Source organism: Flavobacterium gelatinilyticum, from assembly GCF_027111295.1.
Classification (GTDB): Bacteria; Bacteroidota; Bacteroidia; order Flavobacteriales; family Flavobacteriaceae; genus Flavobacterium; species Flavobacterium gelatinilyticum.
This window is the reverse complement of record NZ_CP114287.1, coordinates 2,830,588-2,851,641: the sequence shown is the minus strand read 5'-3', so window position 1 is coordinate 2,851,641 and position 21,054 is coordinate 2,830,588. Positions and strand designations below refer to the sequence as shown.

20 protein-coding genes are annotated in these 21,054 nt (G+C 34.3%); 10 read left to right on the top strand and 10 right to left on the bottom strand.

The window, feature by feature from the left end; translation table 11 throughout:
• Positions 1–226: 226 nt before the first annotated feature.
• Positions 227–517: an HU family DNA-binding protein gene (locus OZP11_RS12085; RefSeq protein ID WP_007805026.1), complete on the bottom strand. Its 291-nt coding sequence runs from the start codon at positions 515–517 to the stop codon at positions 227–229.
• A 140-nt stretch (positions 518–657) separates the two neighbouring features.
• Between OZP11_RS12085 and mutY the strand changes: the two genes are divergently transcribed.
• The 4 genes from mutY to gldD are packed head-to-tail and all read left to right on the top strand — an operon-like array spanning position 658 to position 4,060.
• On the top strand, positions 658–1,704 hold the full coding sequence (mutY, locus tag OZP11_RS12080) for an A/G-specific adenine glycosylase (RefSeq protein ID WP_281235448.1): 1,047 nt from the start codon (positions 658–660) through the stop codon (positions 1,702–1,704).
• Positions 1,705–1,740: 36 nt separating this feature from the next.
• Positions 1,741–2,181 (top strand): single-stranded DNA-binding protein, encoded by a 441-nt coding sequence (locus OZP11_RS12075; protein ID WP_281235526.1) that lies wholly within the window; start codon positions 1,741–1,743, stop codon positions 2,179–2,181.
• A gap of 23 nt (positions 2,182–2,204) precedes the next feature.
• On the top strand, positions 2,205–3,500 hold the full coding sequence (locus tag OZP11_RS12070) for a gliding motility-associated protein GldE (RefSeq protein WP_281235447.1): 1,296 nt from the start codon (positions 2,205–2,207) through the stop codon (positions 3,498–3,500).
• Positions 3,500–4,060 (top strand): gliding motility lipoprotein GldD, encoded by a 561-nt coding sequence (gene gldD / locus OZP11_RS12065; RefSeq protein WP_281235446.1) that lies wholly within the window; start codon positions 3,500–3,502, stop codon positions 4,058–4,060. The genes OZP11_RS12070 and gldD overlap by 1 nt, the downstream gene beginning before the upstream one ends.
• Before the next feature lie 242 nt (positions 4,061–4,302).
• Here gldD and OZP11_RS12060 read toward each other — a convergent pair whose 3' ends face one another.
• The 3 genes from OZP11_RS12060 to OZP11_RS12050 form a co-directional block, all read right to left on the bottom strand.
• Positions 4,303–4,620, bottom strand: coding sequence for a DMT family transporter (locus OZP11_RS12060; RefSeq protein WP_281235445.1), 318 nt, complete (start codon positions 4,618–4,620; stop codon positions 4,303–4,305).
• Positions 4,621–4,703: 83 nt separating this feature from the next.
• Entirely contained in the window at positions 4,704–5,288 is a 585-nt protein-coding gene (locus tag OZP11_RS12055; protein ID WP_281235444.1) for a Crp/Fnr family transcriptional regulator, read from the bottom strand.
• 241 nt (positions 5,289–5,529) lie between these two features.
• Complete coding sequence (locus tag OZP11_RS12050; RefSeq protein WP_281235443.1) at positions 5,530–5,907, bottom strand: heavy-metal-associated domain-containing protein; 378 nt, start codon at positions 5,905–5,907, stop codon at positions 5,530–5,532.
• A 101-nt stretch (positions 5,908–6,008) separates the two neighbouring features.
• On the opposite strand from OZP11_RS12050, the gene OZP11_RS12045 reads away from it, so the two are divergent.
• Positions 6,009–6,875, top strand: coding sequence for a DMT family transporter (locus OZP11_RS12045; RefSeq protein WP_281235442.1), 867 nt, complete (start codon positions 6,009–6,011; stop codon positions 6,873–6,875).
• Positions 6,876–7,476: 601 nt separating this feature from the next.
• Complete coding sequence (locus tag OZP11_RS12040) at positions 7,477–7,710, top strand: hypothetical protein (protein ID WP_281235441.1); 234 nt, start codon at positions 7,477–7,479, stop codon at positions 7,708–7,710.
• 141 nt (positions 7,711–7,851) lie between these two features.
• On the opposite strand, the gene OZP11_RS12035 is transcribed toward OZP11_RS12040, so the two are convergent.
• The gene (locus OZP11_RS12035; protein WP_281235440.1) at positions 7,852–9,903 is read right to left on the bottom strand and encodes an insulinase family protein; all 2,052 of its coding nucleotides are present in this window, start codon (positions 9,901–9,903) and stop codon (positions 7,852–7,854) included.
• Between the two features lie 11 nt (positions 9,904–9,914).
• Positions 9,915–11,237 carry a M16 family metallopeptidase gene (locus OZP11_RS12030; RefSeq protein WP_281235439.1) on the bottom strand — a complete coding sequence of 441 codons (1,323 nt, stop codon included), beginning with the start codon at positions 11,235–11,237 and terminating at the stop codon, positions 9,915–9,917.
• A gap of 275 nt (positions 11,238–11,512) precedes the next feature.
• Between OZP11_RS12030 and rplU the strand changes: the two genes are divergently transcribed.
• From rplU to OZP11_RS12015, 3 genes are all read left to right on the top strand, one after another.
• Entirely contained in the window at positions 11,513–11,956 is a 444-nt protein-coding gene (gene rplU / locus OZP11_RS12025; RefSeq protein WP_281235438.1) for a 50S ribosomal protein L21, read from the top strand.
• Positions 11,957–11,980: 24 nt separating this feature from the next.
• Positions 11,981–12,241 carry a 50S ribosomal protein L27 gene (gene rpmA, locus OZP11_RS12020; protein ID WP_008466657.1) on the top strand — a complete coding sequence of 87 codons (261 nt, stop codon included), beginning with the start codon at positions 11,981–11,983 and terminating at the stop codon, positions 12,239–12,241.
• 138 nt (positions 12,242–12,379) lie between these two features.
• On the top strand, positions 12,380–13,666 hold the full coding sequence (locus OZP11_RS12015; RefSeq protein WP_281235437.1) for a hypothetical protein: 1,287 nt from the start codon (positions 12,380–12,382) through the stop codon (positions 13,664–13,666).
• A gap of 94 nt (positions 13,667–13,760) precedes the next feature.
• Here OZP11_RS12015 and OZP11_RS12010 read toward each other — a convergent pair whose 3' ends face one another.
• The 3 genes from OZP11_RS12010 to OZP11_RS12000 form a co-directional block, all read right to left on the bottom strand.
• A complete protein-coding gene (locus tag OZP11_RS12010; protein WP_281235436.1) occupies positions 13,761–14,273 on the bottom strand; it encodes a ClbS/DfsB family four-helix bundle protein in 513 nt (170 codons plus the stop codon).
• Between the two features lie 66 nt (positions 14,274–14,339).
• Complete coding sequence (locus tag OZP11_RS12005; protein WP_281235435.1) at positions 14,340–17,060, bottom strand: AsmA family protein; 2,721 nt, start codon at positions 17,058–17,060, stop codon at positions 14,340–14,342.
• A 62-nt stretch (positions 17,061–17,122) separates the two neighbouring features.
• Entirely contained in the window at positions 17,123–17,704 is a 582-nt protein-coding gene (locus tag OZP11_RS12000) for a MiaE family protein (RefSeq protein ID WP_281235434.1), read from the bottom strand.
• Positions 17,705–17,817: 113 nt separating this feature from the next.
• On the opposite strand from OZP11_RS12000, the gene OZP11_RS11995 reads away from it, so the two are divergent.
• Positions 17,818–19,062, top strand: a complete 1,245-nt coding sequence (locus tag OZP11_RS11995) for a glycosyltransferase (RefSeq protein WP_281235433.1) — start codon at positions 17,818–17,820, stop codon at positions 19,060–19,062.
• A gap of 56 nt (positions 19,063–19,118) precedes the next feature.
• Here the strand turns inward: OZP11_RS11995 and OZP11_RS11990 are convergent, their stop codons facing one another.
• Positions 19,119–20,963 carry a hydrolase/aminopeptidase gene (locus tag OZP11_RS11990; protein WP_281235432.1) on the bottom strand — a complete coding sequence of 615 codons (1,845 nt, stop codon included), beginning with the start codon at positions 20,961–20,963 and terminating at the stop codon, positions 19,119–19,121.
• Between the last annotated feature and the right edge of the window lie 91 nt (positions 20,964–21,054).

Below are 21,054 nucleotides of genomic sequence, written 5' to 3'. Positions count from 1 at the left end.
ATAAAGAGAATGGACTTTTTGCGGTCTATATTCTATTTTCTCTTCTCTTTTATCTTTTTTCAATTTCAATGAACGTTTAAAAAGAAAAAAGTAGTTTAAAACTACTTTTTCTTTTTGTGGCGGTTAGCTCTCGCTCTTTTTTTTCTTTTGTGAGTAGCTACCTTATGTCTCTTTCTTTTTTTACCACTTGGCATATCGTGTCAGATTTTATGTTAATTAATAAGTATTATTTTGCTTCGTTATTCGTTTTTACTCCTTCTACAAATACTTTTGCAGGTTTAAATGCAGGGATGTTGTGTGCTGGAATTTTAATTGTAGTGTTTTTAGAAATGTTTCTACCAGTCTTTTCAGCTCTTGTTTTTACAATAAAACTACCAAAACCTCTTAGGTAAACATTGTCTCCAGTTTCTAAAGAAGTTTTAACTTCTTCCATAAACGTTTCTACTGTTGCTTGAACATCTCCTTTTTCAAGACCTAATTTCTCCGAAATTTTCGCTACGATATCTGCTTTCGTCATTTTCTTTCCTATTTAATTTTATAAATGGTGTACTATTTTTTTGAGTTTGCAAATATAGGAATTAAAAAAATAATTAATCAAGCTAATTCGTTAAATTTTAATTACATAAACATTTACTTTTGCATTTTAAGGATTTAGCGATGGATTTTCATAACAAACTGATAAAATGGTATTTACAAAATAAACGTGATCTTCCATGGCGAAAAACCGTCGATCCTTATCAAATTTGGCTCTCAGAAATTATGCTGCAACAGACAAGAGTTGTGCAGGGAATGCCTTACTTTTTTGCTTTTACAAAGGAATTTCCTACTGTTTTTGACCTCGCAAATGCCTCAGAAGAGAAGGTTTTGAAACTTTGGCAGGGACTTGGCTACTACTCACGTGCCAGAAACCTGCATAATACAGCCAAATATGTTGCCTATGATCTGGACGGAATTTTTCCGCTTTCCTATAAAGATTTACTTAATTTAAAAGGTGTGGGCGAATATACGGCCGCGGCTATAGCATCTTTCTCTTATAATGAAGCTGTTCCTGTGGTCGATGGAAATGTTTTTCGTGTTTTGTCCAGATATTTTAATATTGAATCGGATATTGCGCTGCCGGCAACGAAAAAAGAATTTGCAAAACTGGCCTCAGAATTAATGCCAAAAGACAATCCTGCCATTTTTAATCAGGCGATAATGGAGTTTGGTGCCCTGCAGTGTGTTCCAAAAAATCCTGTTTGTAAAACTTGTGTTTTTAACGACAGCTGCCTGGCATTACAGAAAAAGAAAGTCAATTCGCTGCCTGTAAAATTAAAAAAGACAAAAATTACAAAACGTTTCTTTAATTATCTCATTTTAGAAGATCATTTGGGAAATACACTTATACAAAAACGAACCGCAAAGGGAATCTGGCATAATTTATACGAATTTCCTCTTTTGGAAACCAAAGAGATTGCAGGTTTTGACTACGTTTCTGCAGCTGTTAAAAGTGAAATCTTTTCAGACTATACTATTATAGGTATAGAAGAATGTGCTGAAGCAGCAATAATTCATAAACTTTCACATCAGCATCTGCATATTCAGTTCTGGAAAGTAAAAATAAAAGAGACTCTCGAAAACGGGATTGATGCGAAAAACCTAAAAACTTTTCCTTTTCCTATCGTTATTTATAATTTTATAGAAAAGCAGGAAATAATTTGCTAAAAAAATGTATCTTTGGGAGAAATACTGCTATTAATTATGAACGGAACATTAAACAAGGTTATGCTTATTGGTCATTTGGGCGATGATGTAAAGATGCACTATTTCGACGGAGGGAACTGCATTGGGCGTTTTCAACTGGCAACAAATGAAGTTTATATTAATAAAACGACCAATGAGAAAATAACTTCAACAGAATGGCATAACCTGGTTGTGCGTAATAAGGCTGCTGAAATTTGTGAAAAATATCTTTCAAAAGGAGATAAGATATATATAGAAGGAAGGATAAAATCGAGACAATGGCAGGCCGAAGACGGTACTACTAAATATACTACCGAAATTCAGGTGACTGAGTTTACTTTTCTGACAACTAAAAAAGAAACTGCAAATCATAAACCAAATCAGGATACAGAACCGGCAAAAAGTACTAACTTTGATGCTTCAAACGAAGGGCTTCCTATAAATGACCTGCCCTTTTGATTGTTTAACTAATCTTATATAATTTGGACCCGGAGCCCAGTTTATTACTTTCATCAACTTTAGACATCAATTTAATAATTGGTTTTGTCGCAATATTTATTTTGCTGTTCTTGTCAGCAATTGTTTCAGGTGCCGAAGTGGCGCTTTTCTCATTATCTCAAAAAGATATTGACGACACACTCCAGGAAAACCTCTCAAAAGGAAAAATTATTTCGGATCTTTTAGACAGACCCAAAAAGCTTTTGGCAACTTTACTCGTTGCCAATAATTTTTTAAACATAGGTGTAGTTATTCTGTTTTCATTCATTGGGAGAAATATTTTTGCGAATGTAGACTCTCTCGTTTTTAAATTTATCCTCGAAGTAATTCTGGTAACTTTCCTCATTTTATTATTTGCCGAAGTACTGCCAAAAGTATACGCAAGCCGGAATAATGTGAAATTTGCAAAACGATTTGCTTATTTTATTTCAGTTTTAGATAAACTGCTTTCTCCTGTAAGTCTGCCAATGCGCAGGGTTACTTTATATCTGCATACTAAATTAGGGAAACAAAAAAATAATTTTTCGATTAATCAACTCTCTCAGGCTTTGGAATTAACAGATTCTGAAGGAACATCTACCGAAGAGCAAAAAATACTCGAAGGCATTGTTTCTTTTGGAAATACCGATACAAAGCAGGTTATGAGTCCGCGAATTGATATCTTTGCGCTGGAAATATCCGAATCGTTTAAGGCTATTTATCCGAAAATAATTGAAAAAGGATTTTCGAGAATTCCGGTTTACCGCGACAATATCGACCAGATCGAAGGCGTTTTATTCGTAAAGGATTTATTGCCTCATATTGACAAAGACGATTTTGACTGGGCCTCTTTAATACGAGAAGCTTTTTTTGTTCCGGAGAATAAAAAACTGGATAACCTTTTAAAGGATTTTCAGGGCCTTAAAAGTCATCTTGCAATTGTGGTTGATGAATACGGAGGTACATCAGGACTGGTTTCTTTAGAAGATGTAATCGAAGAAATAGTAGGGGATATAAGCGATGAATTTGACGATGAAAATTTAAATTTTTCGCAGATAGACGATAAAACATTTCTTTTTGAAGGAAAAATAAATCTTAAAGATTTTTACAGAATTACAGATGTCGACGAAGATGTTTTTGAAGCCGGAAAAGGCGAAGCAGAAACTCTGGCGGGATTCATCCTCGAAATTTTAGGTAATTTCCCTAAAAAAGATCAAAAAGTGACTTTTGAAAACTGTGTTTTTACCATAGAAACCGTTGATAAAAAGCGCGTAAAACAAATAAAAGTAACAATAGAATAATGTTAAAAAAAATAATTTCGGTAAGTGTCATTTTGGTAGTTTTAACTCTTGTAAGCTGTAAAGACGATGTACTGCCAAAACCCGGAAGTTTCCTGAGACTTGATTATCCTGAAGCAAAATATGTAAACTTTGCCAATAATTGTCCGTTTGGTTTTGAAATGAATGAAGATGCCATCATTAAAGGAGAAAAAGACTGTGGTTTTGCCATAACGTATCCAAAAATGAAAGCAACGATTTATTTGACTTATAAACCTGTAAACGGCAATATAGAAAATCTTTTAAAAGACGCTCAAAAACTAACTTATGAGCATGTTATTAAAGCTGATGATATTTTGGAACAGCCGTATTTAAATCCTGAAAAGAAAGTGTACGGAATGTTTTATCAGGTAAACGGAAATGCTGCCACAAACTCGCAGTTTTATGTGACGGACAGTACAAAACATTTCTTAATTGGGTCTGTTTATTTTTATGCAAAACCTAATTTCGATTCGATTATGCCGGCAGCAAGTTATGTTAAAAACGACATGCAGCGAATTATGGAAACATTAAAATGGAAATAAAAAAGGATCTAATAAGATCCTTTTTTTGTGCAATCTTTATTTTAAATTTTTAGAATAAACCATTAGAGCGCAATTTTTTAAACACATAGAAACATAGTTTATTGCAGCCGGAAAAGACGTTTCGCTCATTTAAAATTCACATAGCTATGTGTAGAAACGGGTTTCTTTTACACCCTTTTCTGATATAAAAATCTATATTTCTATGTGTTAGGATATTTTTTTATTTCTCTCCGCTCCGCAGATTAAAACAATTTCAAACCGATGATTCCTGCAACGATTAAAACGGCAGATAAAAGTCTGAGAATATTAGATGAATCTCCAAAAAATAATATCCCGACTACAAGTGTGCCAACTGCGCCAATTCCTGTCCAAACCGCATAAGCAGTGCCTATAGGAATTGTTTTTTGAGAATAAAACAACAAACTTCCGCTCACGACCATTGATAAAACAGCAGTAAGTATCCAGATAAATTTATTGTTTTCTGATTGTTGGGCCATTTTCATGCCCAAAGGCCAGCCAATTTCGAAAATTCCTGCAATGACTAAAGCAATCCAATTCATTTTTTATAATTTAATATTGAACTGCAAAGTAACTTCAGAAAAAAAGGCGATTTTTTGATGTAGATCAAATTAAAATTCCAAATTCATTGTTTTCTAATTCGGCTTAAGGTTTCCTGAGTAATGCCCAAATAGGAGGCGATATGTCCGAGATTGATTCGGTTTAGAAGATTAGGCTGCAATCGTATCAACGTTTCATAACGCTCTGCAGCCGATTCTGTATGCAATGAAACCGCTCTTTCTTCGAGAATGATGCAAACCTCTTCGGCTATTTTTCTTCCAATTAAGTTTAACTCGGGATAAATGCGGTAGAGATCATTTAAATCATACGATGAAATGGCATATATTTCTGAATCTTCAAGAAACTGGATATTCTCAAACGATGGTTTATCAGCATAGACAGGCAGAATAGAACCAAAAATTTGATCTTCTTCACCAAACCATGTATTAACTTCCTTTTCGTTTCTATGAAAATAAGCGCGTATTATTCCTTTGGCAATTACAAAATAGCTTGATAGATTTTGCCCTTCTTTTAAAAAATGCTCATTCTTCTTTTTAAGAAAATGCATGGTTCTCTGGTCAATATCTTTTACAGCTTCGGCACTCAGATTACCATATCTAAGAAATTGCTGCACGATTGGATTTGTAGAATAAGCGGACTCTAATGTCATTTCTATTACTGTATTTTATCCATTAAGTGTATTTTTTTACAGATAGGAACATAGTTATCGTAACTTTAAAAAGGCATTTTACTCATTTAAAATTCACATGCTATGTGTAGAAACAGGGTTTCTTTTATACCCTTTTCCAGCATAAGAATCTATGTTTCTCTGTGTTAAAAAAAAATTTCGGATTGTATTTAAACAACAAAAGGCGTTCAAAACGAACGCCTTTTATGTAATTAATAATCAATTACGACTTAAAGTTCGAAACTTTATATGTTTTTCCGTCTCCAGTTGCCTGAACAATTTTGGTTAAAGATTCCGGATTTTGAACTGTTTTGTCAAAAGTAACCGTTGCTGTTTTTTTGTCAAAGTCAACCGCTGCTTTTTCTACACCATCTAAGTTCGATAATTCTTTCTCGATAGTTTTAGCGCAGCCCATTGCACAAGTCATTCCTTCGATTTCGAAACTTGCAGTCTGTACATTTTCAGGTGCAATTGCCACGTGTGCTTTAGGAGCAGTTTCTTCGGTTTTTATATTAGCAAGATTTTTATCTTCTTCTTTTTTACAGCTTACGAATGTTAAACCGGCGATTGCGGCAACAGCGATGATTTTTGTAATTTTCATTATATAATGATTTTGAATGAGTAATTGTGTTCTTTGCAAAATTAGGAAAAAACAGAGGTCAGTTCGCAAAAATAGTACAAATTTGCACTAAAATACATTTTATGGAGGCAAAACAATTAAAATGGGCGTACTTATTAGTATTGTCTTTGGTTTGGGGAAGTTCATTTATATTGATTAAAAGAGGATTAGTCGGTTTATCGGCGGTTCAGGTTGGGGCATTCCGAATCATTTTTGCAGCCTTGCTTTTGCTTATTTTTGGGTTTAAAAGTCTGTTGAAAATCTCTGCCGGTCAATGGAAATTTGTGGCTATGACGTCTTTTTTCGGGACTTTTGTTCCGGCGTTTCTCTTCGCAATTGCAGAGACCGAAGTCGATAGTTCGATTGTAGCCATCATGAATTCGCTTACCCCTTTGAATACTTTGGTTTTGGGAGCGATTTTATTTGGAATCCAATTTCAGAAACGTCAGGTTTGGGGTGTTTTCATTGGTTTGATTGGCTGTTTACTGCTGGTTTTAAGCGGGGCCGTGGCACATCCGGGACAAAACTACTATTATGTAGGTTTGGTAGTTATTGCCACAATTTGTTATGCGGTAAATGTAAATTTGATTAAAAGATATCTTCCTGATTTAAATTCGGTAAGTATTACAACAGGAAATTTTGCCGTTTTGCTGATTCCGGCCTTGATTATTTTAGGTTCTACAGATATTTCTCAGAAACTAAGCCTCGAAGAAACGCAGCATTCTATTTTCTTTGTCATGATTTTAGGCGTTGTAGGAACAGGAATTGCGAATATTTTATTCTTTAAACTTATTCAGATTTCGTCTCCGGTTTTTGCAACATCGGTAACGTATTTAATCCCTATTGTAGCTTTCTTTTGGGGATTATTAGATAACGAAATGCTTACGCCAATTCAGTTTTTTGGAGCGTTTATTATTTTGATTGGAGTATATTTGTCAGCGAAGAAGTAAGGTATTAATTTTCTTTTGACAAGATCAAAGAGAAACCTTGACAAAGATTCTAAAAATATATAAAACTTGCCCGTGTGGTATGGTGGCGGTATTGGAAACAACCGCAACGCCTTGAACAGCGTAGGACACCTAATCCATGCGGGTTTTTTCAATCAACTTTAATTGTAGTATTTTTCTTATTTTTGTATATTTGCATTTTTTTAAAGTCAGTTAATGTAAACTCAAAGAAATTTACCCGTGTGGTATGGTGGTGGTATTGGAAACAACCACATCGTTTTGACGGCGAAGAACACCTTAGCTATTCGGGTTTTTAATTTTTTATACTTCCAAAGTTTAAACCTGTGTATTGTGATGGCGGTATTGGAAACGACCGTAACGTTTTTTTGCGACGTAGGACATCTTTACTACACAGGTTTTTTACTTAATAATGTAGTATTTTTCTTTTATTTCTATATCTTTGTAATTCCTAATTGTTCACTATATGATTTCAACTAAACGTTTGCCCGTGCAGAATGGTGGCGGTATTGGAAACAACCGCAACGCTTTGACGGCGTAGGACATCTAATCTATGCGGGTTTTTACTTCCAAACCGTCAAACATTATGATTACAAACACCCTTTCGAAAGAAACAGAATTAAGGTTGAAAGATTTTTTCAGCAATTCGATTGATCCTAAACTTATGGCAAAAAACATTCGCAAAGTGAATTACATTTTAGCCTTAAGTATAATGAGAGACTGCGAAACCATGGAAATCGAGAAGTTAGGTCTTCAGGATGGTTTTTACTGGCTGAATGAATTAGCAGAAATTCTAAATCCGTATCTGGATGTTGAATAATCAATAAGAAAGGCTGTCGTAATTGACAGCCTTTCTTGTTTTTATTGGTTTATGCCGAAGTTTGTTAAGTGAATTTTAAAAAGCTTTATCCAAGTTTTAAACTTTGACAAAATCCCCTTAAAAACTTAGAGTTTTAGCAGTTTATTTAAAATCTGCATCAGAAACTCCTTCGTTGATTTTGATTTCAGACATTTTGATGTCCAGTTCAAAGCCAATATTTTGTACGAGGTTAAAAGGAACTTTTACGCCTTTTACTTCTTTATAATCATTGAAGTTTGTGATTTGTGTAACCGATTTTCCGCCTTGTTCGCGTACTTTTGATTCTGCTACTTTTAATCCAGATTTTACATCATAGAAATAAGTCGTTTTGCCGTCTTTTATAGCGTAGGCATCTTTTCCGTTAATTGGTTCAATGCCGTCAACTTTTAAATCGGTTCTTTTTAGCAATATTTGAAGTTCTTCAAAAGGAGCAGCGTTTGCCTTCATATCATTTAAATCTTCGCCTTCAAGGTTTTTGCGTTGTCCCTGTTGTTCAATATATGCCCCTTTTTCGTTTACAACCTGTTTCATCAAAGTCATGGTTCCCATAGAAAGCGATACCATCATTTTTCCTTTAGAATCTAATTTTGAAGTAAAAGTAAGCGGTCCCGGAGCCTGCGGAATAGTCGTTGTTCCGTTCATGTAAAGTGTTTTTACGGCAGCAACGGCTTTTTCTCCTCCAATGGCTTTAATGTAGTTTTCGAAAACAGTTTTGGCTGTAATATTCGATGGTGCTTCTTTTTTTACAGCTGGTTTTTCAACCGGATTTCCGTATTTGTCATAATAATAAATCGGGATTTGAAGTTTTTCAAGACCTTCAATTACATCAGAACCTTTCCCAACAACCACAATTCGCATATTATCAAGCATGAAATATTTGTTGGCAACACGATAAATATCATCGACCGTAACATTGTTAATGGTCTGAATGTATTTTTCGTAGAAATCTGCCGGAAGTTTTTCTGTTTCGATGTTTAAAGCATATCGGGCAACGGCCTGAGGTTTTTCGACCTGCATTACAAAGCGGCCAATATATCCTGCTTTTACATTTTTAAGGACATCTTCAGAAACTTTTTCGGTTCTTACACGTTTAATTTCTTTTATAAACTGAACCACAGCACTGTCTGTTACAGTGTTTCTAACAGCAGACGAAGCTTTGAATTTGCTGACATATTTTCCGCTTCCAAGGCTTGAATTTGCACCATATGTCCAGGCATGTTGTTCGCGCAGATTCATATTTAAATAACTGTTGAAATCGCCTCCTAAAATCTGATTGGCAATAACAGCCGGAAAGAAATCAGGATTACTCATTCTTAAATTAACGGTATTTACCAAAGAAATTTCAGACTGAACGGCATTTGGCACATCAACAAAATCAATTTGAAGTTGTGAAGCTTTTTCCGGATCCGGATACGTATTTTTTGGAGCGGCTTGTTTTTTCCATCCCTTAAAAAGTTTTTCAACCGCCGGTTTTACTTCTTTTAGTTTAACATCGCCAATGATAACCAAATAGGCATTTTCGGGAACAAAATACGTGTTGTAGTTATTTTGAACATCAGCAAGGGTTACATTTTTTACTGTTTCTTCAGAAAGATATTCTCCATTAGGATGGTTTTTTCCGAAAGTTAAAACATCAACCACGCGGTTTGCAATAGCCGGAACGCTTTTTTCATCGGCTTTAAGCCCTTCAATTAATTTTGCTTTTTCTTTATCAAATTCGGCTTGGGTGAAGTTTGGCTGTAAAGCACCTTCGGCCAAAAGTTCCAGAACACGGCCTGAATATTTAGAAAGTGAACTTGCAAATGCGCCTTGTGAGGTAAAATTGATATTGGCTCCGTAAAAATCAATTTCTTCGTTAAACGCTTCTTTTGATGTTTTTTTGGTTCCGTTTCCAATTAAACTGCTCGTTAATTCGTCGACGCCTTTTTTATTTCCTTCGGTAAAAGGAGCGTTGTCCAGTGTTAAATTGAAACTTACTCTTGGCAGTTTATGGTTTTCGACAACCAAAACTTTCATACCGTTGTCCAAAATAAAAGTCTGAGGCTTTTTAATATTGACAACTGGCGGGTTTCCTGGTTTTGGCTGTGGACGATTTTGTGCTTGCATAATTCCGGTAAGGAAAAAAAGGATTAAAAAAGTGTGTATATATTTCATGATTCGATAGCTTAGTTTTGAGATTTTTGAGAAGGAACATAATCTAAAATCAATCGCTGATTAGGGTTTAGATATTTCCTGGCTGCTTCTCTGATTTCTTCTCTTGTAATCGAGTGGTAAATATCAATTTCGGTGTTGATCAGGTTTACATCTCCGTACAATAAATAATAAGAAGCCAGGTTTTCTGCAATTCCTTCTACGCTGGAATTTGCATTCACAAAATTATTATCGAATTTGTTTTGTAATTTTTGGTAATCTTTATCAGAAATCAAATCGGTTTGAAGTTTTACAATTTCTTCATCCATTTCTTTTAAAATATCGGCTGTTGTATAAGGTGCCATTGGCAGACCGTATAATATATAGGTTCCGTAATCTTCCTGACTAAAACCAACTGCGCCTATTTGAAGCGCCATTTTTTTGTCGTCGACAATTTTCTTGTACAGTTTAGAGCTTTTCCCGTCACTTAAATAAGAAGAAATCAGATCGAGGATTCTGGCGTCTCTTGTTTTCATAGACGGCGTTCTGTACGAAGCCACAACCATTGGGATCTGAATGTTTGGGTCTTCATACGTTGCTTTTATGGTCTGGGTGATTGGCTCTTCGGTAAAAGTTTGTTTTTTTACTGTTTCGCCTTTTGGGATTGGTCCAAAATATTTCTGAACCCATTCTTTGGCTTTTGCTTTGTCAAAATCTCCGGCTACAACCAGAACAGCGTTGTTTGGGGTATAGAATTTTTTATTAAATGCCTGGAACTCTTCAAGTGTTGCGGCATCCAGATCTTTCATAGAACCGATAGTCGTCCAGCGGTACGGATGGTTTTTGAACATATTCTTTTTTACCTCCGGCAGAATATTTCCGTAAGGCTGATTGTCGTAACGCATTCTTTTTTCTTCTTTTACGACTTCGTTTTGTGTTTCAACTCCAATTTTATTAATGATTGGGTGCATTAATCTTTCAGATTCCATCCATAAACCTAATTCTAAGTTATTTGACGGGAAAACTTCATAATAATACGTTCTGTCGTCTGAAGTGTTGGCGTTATTAACACCTCCGTTTGCGGTAACGATTTTCATCCATTCGCCGCGTTTTATATTTTGTGTGCCTTCAAATAATAAATGTTCGAAGAAATGTGCAAAACCGGTGCGGTCAGGGCGTTCGTCTTTTGAACCCACGTGATACATTACCGATGTAATCACTACCGGAGCCGATGGATCGTTATGCAGGATAACATGCAGACCATTGTCTAAATTGTATTCTTCAAAAGCTACCTTTTGAGCATGAGCTGTTCCGCCAAGCATTAGTGCTGCACTTAACATCATTATTGAATTTTTCATATTAAGATTAATAAATTATAGTACCTAAAATAAATAGGTATCTAAAAGATGAATATAGTTACTCCAAAAATAACTTTTTTTACCCATGAATTATTATTTTGTCAATATTTTCGCCTTATTTTAACAATCTTTTACTGTTTGTTGTTGTAAGAATACGCGTGAAAAGCCTTGAAAAACAGTATTTAAACAATAAGAAATATTTTTCCGGCAAGGGATTGCGTAGTAAATTATTAGTTGTATATTTGCAACCTTAAAAATCAATAAATCAATTTGATATGTATGCAATCGTAGAGATAGCAGGGCAACAATTTAAAGTAAGCAAAGACTTAAAGGTTTATGTTCACCGTTTGGCTAACGAAGAAGGTTCAAAAGTTTCTTTTGACAAAGTTCTTTTATTAGATGATAACGGAAATGTAACTTTAGGCGCCCCAGCTATAGAAGGTGCTTCTGTAGAAGCTAAAGTGTTACAACACTTAAAAGGAGATAAAGTTATCGTTTTCAAAAAGAAAAGAAGAAAAGGATACAAAAAAAGAAATGGTCACAGACAATATCTTACTCAAATTGTAATTGAAGGTATTACTGCAGCAGGAGGAACTAAAAAAGCAGCAGCTAAAAAAGCAGTTGTAGCAGAAGAAGCACCGGCTACTGAAGAAGTAGAAGCAGCTCCAAAAGCAAAAAAAGCAGCTCCAAAAGCAAAAAAAGAGACTACTAAAGAATAATAACAATATTTAAACTCATACGTCATGGCTCACAAGAAAGGTGTCGGTAGTTCGAAGAATGGTAGAGAATCAGAATCAAAACGTCTAGGCGTTAAGATTTATGGTGGTCAAGCTGCTATTGCTGGTAACATCATCGTTAGACAAAGAGGTTCAAAACACAATCCAGGAGAAAACGTTTACATTAGTAAAGATCACACTTTACATGCAAAAGTTGATGGAGTTGTTAAGTTCCAAAAGAAAAGAGATAACAAATCTTATGTATCTATTATTCCATTCGAGGCATAATAATCATAAAGATTACTTTTTACAAAAACCCGTTCTGAAAAGATCGGGTTTTTTGTTTATTATATTTTGAAGACAGACTTTTAAACTTACATTTGTGAAAAAGGAAATTCAATTCCTGTGATCTCTAAATTTTAAAAGTTGAAAAAAATACTAATTTTTATACTCTTATGTTGTTTGAATACCTACGGAAAAGTATTGTCAGACAGCATAAATACTAAGTTAAGCTCTTTAAATACCGAACAGAAAAATGTTTTATACGAATTGGCTGTTCTTATAAAAAATGGCACCGATGTAAAGCAGTTTTGGCTGCAGCATAAAAATCAGTTTCCGGAATTAAATGATGCTGACAGAGATGAATTGGCAAAACAGGTTTTTGAAAATTCTCATGTAATTTATACTCCTCCGAAAAATTCGGCTATTAAGTTTTGGATGCAGACAGAATTTCTAACAAATTGGATGTTTTATTTGTCGGCTTTTATTGCAATTTGTGCTGTTATCGCATTATTTAAAAATTACTGGAAATTGCTAATTGACTTTTTAATTCAGTATTTAGCACCAATATTTAGATATTTGTTTTCGCCGATTTTGCTGACTTATGAATTATGGATAATAAGTGTATTGTGTATATTTTACGGATGTTCAGTTGAAGAATTTGTATTTCGAACCGTAATTATTCATGTAGGATTGTGTTTGTTATGGAGTCAGTCTACAGCAATATTTGCAAAAGAATATCTGATGAAAAGGTATGTTTTTAAAATTGAAAATGATTTTTGGGGACAAAACCCATGGACTGCAGTAAAAACCATTTCGCTTCCTGCGGTTATTCTAACAATTGCCCTTTCGTACGTTTTGTATAGAGTCCCAGATGATATTTTTTATAATTACGAAATAGTCATATCGGGAATTACGGCTATTTATGCGTTGCCTTTTTGGCGCTTTTTGGAGAAATATTTATATCCGGTTTTATTTCCATTCAAAAGTGATAAGAGAGACAGAAGTATAAATTCTCTCGGAGGATGTATTGTTATAGCAATTTTAGTTACTTCTGTGCTTATTTTACAGTGGAATCCTCTTTTTTATAATGTAATTGCGGCATTGTTGAGTTTGTTGACAATATCTTTTTTAATTCTGTCTTCAAAACTAAATTATAGATATCATTTTGGGAACTATTATTATTTGCAATTCGTTACGATTCTTTTTTTGGCTGCAGTTTTTATGTATGGTTTGCATATACAGTTAAATGAGATTGTCTGGTTTTCATTAATAGGAGCGAGTATTTTTATCATAATAAAATATTTCGAAATCTTTTCTTTTTTCTCTGACTGGAAAAGAGGCAAGGCGTGGGCGTGGAAATTGTTGGGTGTTTCGGTATTGTTATGGCTGCTGGCAAAGGGAATTTTGTATGTTTCTAAGGTAATTTTTTAGGTTTACATTTATAAAATAAAAAAACCTTTGTCAAAATTTAAAAATTTGACAAAGGTTTGTATTAAATAATTTGAATTTCAAAAACTTGGAATTTTTATTTTATTTGTTGTTCCTTTTTCCATTTGCGTATTCTTCCTCTGGCGTTAGTATAAGGCGATGAAGTGTTGAATTGTATCATTCTGCCTAAAGTCCATTTTTCATACCATGCGGTTTCGTATAGTTCGGTATTTGATTTTTGTTTGATTAGAGAAAGGATTTTTAAAACCACCTCGTCTAATTTTGTACATAAAGTTTGAAAATCAAGTTCTTCGTAATCTTTATAGAATTTTTGAGCCAGTTTTCCGAGTTGGTTCCATTTGTAATCTGTTTCAGGAAAGTCTACCGCTTCGTTATTGTCTTTTTTGATGTTCCATTTCAAAACCAGCTCTCCCCATCCAACTAAATAAGAAACAAGATTGTTGATACTCATTGTTGTATCTTTAATCTGTCCTTCAAGGTTTGAAATAGTGGTCAGTTCAATAGGAATACTCTTCAATTCCTTTTTAAGCTTGTTGTAATTGCTTGTAATTGCGTTTTGCAATTCTTCTTTGTTTGCAGGAACAGCCATAATTTAGAATTTGAATGTTGAACTTATTGGTGTGTGACAATCTTGGAATTTAGAATTTCTTTGTTCTTAGTCTTTAGTTTCTTCCAAATCCTCAGTTGTACGCCCCACTTTTACTTTTGGATTTTCTCCTGTTCCCGTAACCGTTAACGGAATCCCGAAGATACCGAAAGGAGGAAGGCCTAAGCGCATTTTTAAGTTTAGTTTTCCGTCAAGGCTTGTTGTGCCTTCGATTCTTGGTCTAAAGCCCGCAAATTTAAATTTAAAACGCTCTATCGTCATGATGTTATTCTTAACCGTAGTTTTAATATCTACTTTAGAAACATCGGGATTTTTCATCGATTCATTATCTGTTTTCTTGCTTACGGCATTAAACAGTTTCAGGCCTCTTACTTTTACATCTTTTACTGATAAAATACCGCCGCCAACAAGAGATGGATAAACAGGTTTCATATCTCCGTCTAATCGGCCTTTTAATTTATAGTCAAGAGAAACAATTCCCTGTGCTTTTTCGGCAGCACTTGCCATTTTTCTGAACACGTCGATTTCGTTGTACGCCCTTTTAATATTAAAATCAGATGCTTTGATTTTGTACTCAAAATTAGCATTTTGAGTATTAACAGCTTCATAACTTCCGTTCATTGCAACGTGGCAGCCAATTAAATTAAAGCCGGTCTGCTGCATTGTAAGTTTGTTGTTGTTTATTTTTAGGTTGCCTCCGGCATTCTCAAGTATCAATTTATCAAAATAAACTTTTTGCGCATTTGCGATAAGTTCTAAATCAAAATTATCAGGAATTATAATAACCCCGGACTTGGTTTTGCTTTTTGACGAAGAAGTATTTGGTGTATTATTAAACATAAATTCGTCTACATTAATATATTTCGAAGAGACAGTAAACGAACCGTGTAAAATTCCTTTTTTTCTTGTGACATAATTAATTGCATTTTGCAGATAGCCATCCATTTTAAAATCAGACTGTCCGTAAGATGCCAGGAAATTATTAAATAAGACTTTATCCTGATTAATTTTAAAAAGACCATCTCTTATAATAAACTTTTGAGGCAGAAATTCTGAGGTGATGCCAATGTTTCTAATCTCCAGAGTTCCTTTATTGTTTAGTCTGTCATAATTTCCATTTATAGCATCGCTTTGCTTTCCTTTTAGGGCCAGATCTGCTTTTATAAAACCATCTAAGTTTAGTCCTTTGTGAGAGAAAACTTTATATATTTTTTGTACATCAAGTTCGCCTTTTGCTGTAACATCGTAATTTAAATCAGCAAAATTATTTAGAAACGCCTGAACAAAAACCGGCTTTTCTTCAAAAGTAAATTGAGCAGGTTTAAGGTTTAATTTTAGATCTTCAAAAGTTCCTTTTTTGTCCTCGATTGTAGTTTTAAATTCAATATTTGTAATAGGGTTAGGGTAATAACCTGTTTTTACAAATCCTTTTTTTAGTTCTATCGTGCCGTTTGCAATTGGGAAAAGTTTATTCTTTCTGTCGAATTTACCTTTGGCTTTAACATCTCCGGTCAAAATTCCTCTTAAAGTTAAACCAGGAACTCCTAAACCTTTATTGAGTTTTTCAAGATCCAGTTTGGCTTTAAATTCAGCATCTACATTAGGTGCGTCTATTCCTTCTAAATAAAATTTCGATTTGAAATAATCGTCACCTACATTTAAAGATAAATTTGCAGCATTTACAATTAGCAAACCCGGCTTTAGAGAAGGAAGTTTACTTTTGATTTCAACATTCAAATCTGAAACCGGAAAATCGCTATCGTCATAATTTATAAAACCATCTTCTATTTTTAAATCGAAATTTAAATCCGGCGCAATGTTTTGTGATGCGATATACTTTCCTTTTAAGGTTAAAAGTAAATTAGTATTTCCTTTTAATTCTGTTTTAGAAAGCCAGGTGACGTATTTTGGAGGAAAAGCAGTAAAGACATCGTACAACTCGCTATCGTCAGATTTAATGACAAAATCCATGTTATAGCCATCTTTTAAGAAATCAAATTTCCCTTGAAAATCAACAGAAAGCTGATTGATTTTTAGATTGTTCTGCTGAAAAAAGAATGATAAAGAGTTCATGTTGACCTGAGTAATAAGATCAGCATCTACTTTTTTATTCATTAAATAAGGTTCATTATCGTAAATAATATTCAGCTTCTCGATTTTTGCCTTTGAATGAAGGTCGAATACGGCTTTATTTATATCTCCTTTTCCTAAATAATCAAAGCCAAGTGCGTCAAAATGCACTTTTGTTGATTGATCGTCATAAATAATTTTACTGTTTAAGATTTCGATTCGATCAAGTTTTAAAGCTGTGTTGGTGCTGTCTTCAGGCTTAGAATCCTGCGGTGTAGATTTATAAATGTTGTAATTTGCTTCGCCATTTGGATTTACTTTTACATTGATAAAAGAATCTGATAAATAGATTTCATCAATTTTTGCTGATTTACTAAAAATTAAACTTAGGACATCAATACCAAAAGAAACCTCTTTTGCTGTAATAAATTTTTCATTTTTATAAGGTGCAGAACCGTTTAGTTGTAAATCTTTCAGAGTTAAAGTCAGCGATGGAAAGTGACGAAAAAATGAAACAGAAACATCAGAATAATTAAGTTCTGCAGTTAAGCTTTCGTTTGCTGTTTTTTTTATTTTTTCTTTAATCTGATCTGCAAAAAGAACAGGGGTTAAAAAAAGTAATGCTAAAATTACAGCAAGCGTAATTCCTGTGTATTTGGCGGTTTTTAATAAAAAAGGTTTTGATGTAATTTTAGACATATAGGCTTAGGTACGGTATTTAATTGATTCTTGGGGGCAAATGAAATAAAAAAGTATAAGTGTTATCCGTGAACGGTTTCACTTTTACCATAGTTAGTAATAATAGAACCTTCATACTCGATCCATTCTTTCCATCGTTTGTCGATGTCAATGTTGTCCTGGTATTTTCTGGCAAAGCCTAAAAATGTAGTATAATGTCCGGCTTCGGAAATCATTAAATCGCGATAGAATTTTGCTAATTCTTCGTCTTTTATGTTTTCCGAAAGAACTTTAAAGCGCTCACAGCTTCTGGCTTCGATCATGGCCGAAAATAATAAACGGTCGCACAGCGCATCACGGCGGCTTCCGTCTTTTTTCATGAATTTAAAAAGTTCATTTACATAATGATCTTTTCTTTCGCGTCCCAGTGTAAGGCCACGTTGTTTTATAATGTCATGAACCATCTGGAAATGTTCCAGTTCTTCTCTTGCAATCACGAGCATTTCAGTTACTAATTCTTCTATTTCAGAATTGTAGGTTACGATACTAATGGCATTTGAAGCCGCTTTTTGTTCGCACCACGCATGATCTGTCAAAATTTCTTGAATGTTTGACTCTACGATATTTACCCATCTTGGGTCTGTAGCTAATTTTAATCCCAACATAATTTCCCTTCATTTATTTCGTGCAAAATTAGTCTTTTTTATTACTAAAAATTACGAAATGCAACGGGATTAAACGTAAAAAAGCATTATTTTGTAAGTTGAAAAAAATTACAATGAATCAGATAAAAAAACTTTTAATTATTGGGTTTGTATGGCCTGAGCCAAACTCTTCTGCAGCAGGCGGAAGGATGATGCAGCTGATTTCGATTTTTAAAGAAAACGGCTTCGAAATTACTTTTGCAAGTGCGGCGCAGGACAGTGATTTTATGGTTGATTTATCTGAATTTGGCGTAACAAAAAAAAGTATCGAACTAAATTCTGTCAGTTTCGATGATTTTGTTTTGGAATTAAATCCAAACGTCGTCTTGTTTGATCGATTTATGATCGAAGAACAATTTGGCTGGAGAGTTACAGAAAATTGTCCAAAAGCAATCCGAGTTCTCGATACAGAAGATTTACATTGCCTGAGAACTGCCAGACAAAAAGCTTTTAAAGAAAACAGGGCGTTTGAAATCACGGATTTGTTTTCTGAAGAAGCAGCAAAACGAGAAATCGCCAGTATTTTAAGATGTGATTTGTCTTTGATTATTTCTGAATTTGAAATGAATGTTCTAAAAGAGGTTTTCAGAATCAATGAAGATTTACTGTTTTATCTTCCGTTTTTAGTTGATGAAATGAAGGAAGAATATCTCTTAAAATTGCCTTCTTTTGAAGAAAGAAAAAACTTTGTTTTCATCGGAAATTTTCTTCACGAACCGAATTGGAATACGGTTCAATATTTAAAAGAAGCAATCTGGCCTTCGATAAAAAAGGATTTCCCTGAAGCTGTTTTGGAAGTTTACGGGGCTTATCCGTCACAAAAAGTTTTGCAATTGCATCAGCCAAAAAATGGTTTTTATATAATGGGAAGGGCGGAAGATGCAAATGAAATTGTAAAAAAAGCAAGAGTTGTTCTGGCGCCTATTCGTTTTGGGGCAGGTTTAAAAGGAAAATTATTAGAAGCCATGCAATGCGGAACGCCAAGCGTAACTACTTCAATAGGTTCTGAAGCCATGCATGCAGATTTATTATGGAATGGATTTATAGAAGATCATCCTGAAAAATTTGCTAAAAAAGCGATTTCTCTTTATAAGGATGAAAATCTCTGGAAATCTTCGCAGAAAAATGGAATTTCAATTATTAATGAATGTTATCAGAAAGATAAATATTCAGATGGATTAATAAGTTTTGTAAATACATTATTGGTAGATTCTAAAAGCCATCGCCTTCATAATTTTATGGGGAATTTATTGCAGCATCACGCATACAAAAGCACGATGTATATGTCTAAATGGATTGAAGCGAAAAATAAAAATTAAAAATCCCGATTATATTGTAATCAGGATTTTTAATTGTAGAAATTGTATTATTTCAACTATTTTAACACGCTTTCAACAGCCTGAATTGTTGTTGCATGATAGCCTGATTTTGCTTTTTCAAAAACTTGTTTTGCCCAAACTTTTCCTTGTGGAGTTTTAGCCATTTCTTTATAAAGCATCATTACAGAGCCGGTTCTGCTGATTCCAATTAAAAATTGTTCGATTTCAGGATTTGCAGTTTTATAATCATGGCGAATTGCCTGAACAAACCATTGACGTTTGATGATGAAATTTCCGCCTTTTGTAAAGTTGAATTCTTTGTCAATCGCTTCCATTTCTTTTGCTGTAATATCAGTCGGAAGATGATCTATAAAATGCTGTTTTTCTGCTGTCGTTATAACTTTTTTGTTTAAGCCTGCTACACCCGTTTCTCTCCAGCTTTTTTGGATTTTATCAATCGCATCAAAATCAACTGAACTTACCGGAAGTATGTTAGATGGAATTCCAGGCTTGTAAATCCAGTCTTCCATTTTAATTTTGTCGGCAAGCGCTTTGTCGCCTTTGATAAGATTTTCATTGATATATTTTACAAAATCTTCTGTTGTGATCGATTTGAATGCGTGAGAATCAAAGTAATTTTTGATAAACGGATCAAATTTCTCACGACCCACGGCATTTTCAATAACTCTTAAAAAAGCATATCCTTTTACGTAAGGAATTTGACTGATTCCATCATCAGGATTTCTTCCTGTAAGACTTACTTTTAATCTTGTGTCAGGGTTTTTATCGCCATATTCGGCTACGTTATCAACTAATTCTTTGTTGGTGATAACATTTTGCATTTCAAACTCTTTTTTGCCAAAGATGGCTTCTCCAATTCGGTGTTCTACGTAAGTGGTGAAACCTTCGTTTAACCAAATGTCATCCCAGGTTGCATTGGTAACTAAGTTTCCGCTCCAGCTGTGTCCTAATTCGTGTGCTAATAAACTTGTTAGTGAACGATCTCCTGCAATAACGCCCGGAGTTAAGAAAGTTAGGTTTGGATTTTCCATTCCGCCGTAAGGAAAGCTTGGAGGTAAAACCAAAACGTCGTAACGTCCCCAACGGTATGGTCCGTATAATTTTTCAGCTGCATTCACCATTTTTCCTAGTTCGGCAAATTCGTAAGCTGATTTTTTTAGCATAGACGGTTCTGCATAAACTCCAGTTCTGTTATCGATAGCTTGAAATTCAATATCTCCAACGGCAATTGCCATTAAATAAGATGGAATTGCTTTGTCTTGTTTGAAAGTATAAACTCCGGTATCGTTTTTCTTCTGTGGGTTTACAGCGCTCATAACAGCTAATAAATCTTTAGGAACTGTCACTTTTGCATTATACGTAAAACGGATTCCCGGCGAATCCTGACACGGAATCCAGGTGCGCGACCAAACGCTTTCTCCTTGAGAAAAAACAAAAGGTTTCTTTTTGTCGGCAGTTTGTGCCGGAGTAAGCCATTGTAAAGCAACGGCATCTTTTGTTGTGTTGTAATAGATGTTTACTTTGGTTGTATTGGGGTCAATTGTAATGTGAAGTGGTTTTCCGTGAAATTCAGTATCCTTTCCAAGTTCGAATTTGGTTTCTTTTTCGTCATCGCCTAAAGTAACTTTCGTAATATTCAGGGTGTTTTCGTCGAAGATAATTTCGTTTCCTTTGCTGATGTTATCAATTAACCAAGATGCTTTTCCTGAAATAGTCTGAGTGTCAAAATCAACTTTGATGTCAAGATCAAGGTGTTTTACAACAGCAAGTTCAGGTTTAGAATAACTGTGCTCGTCGACAACAGCTGTTTTTTCGGTTTGTTCTTTTTTCTGGCATGCAATCGCTGTCAGAAATAAAGCGACAAGGATTAATTTTTTCATTTTGTGTGGTTTTGAATTTGAGGATGAAAATTAAATAAAAAATCCCGTTTTGAACAAACAAAACGGGATTTAATTATAAAATTAACAACGA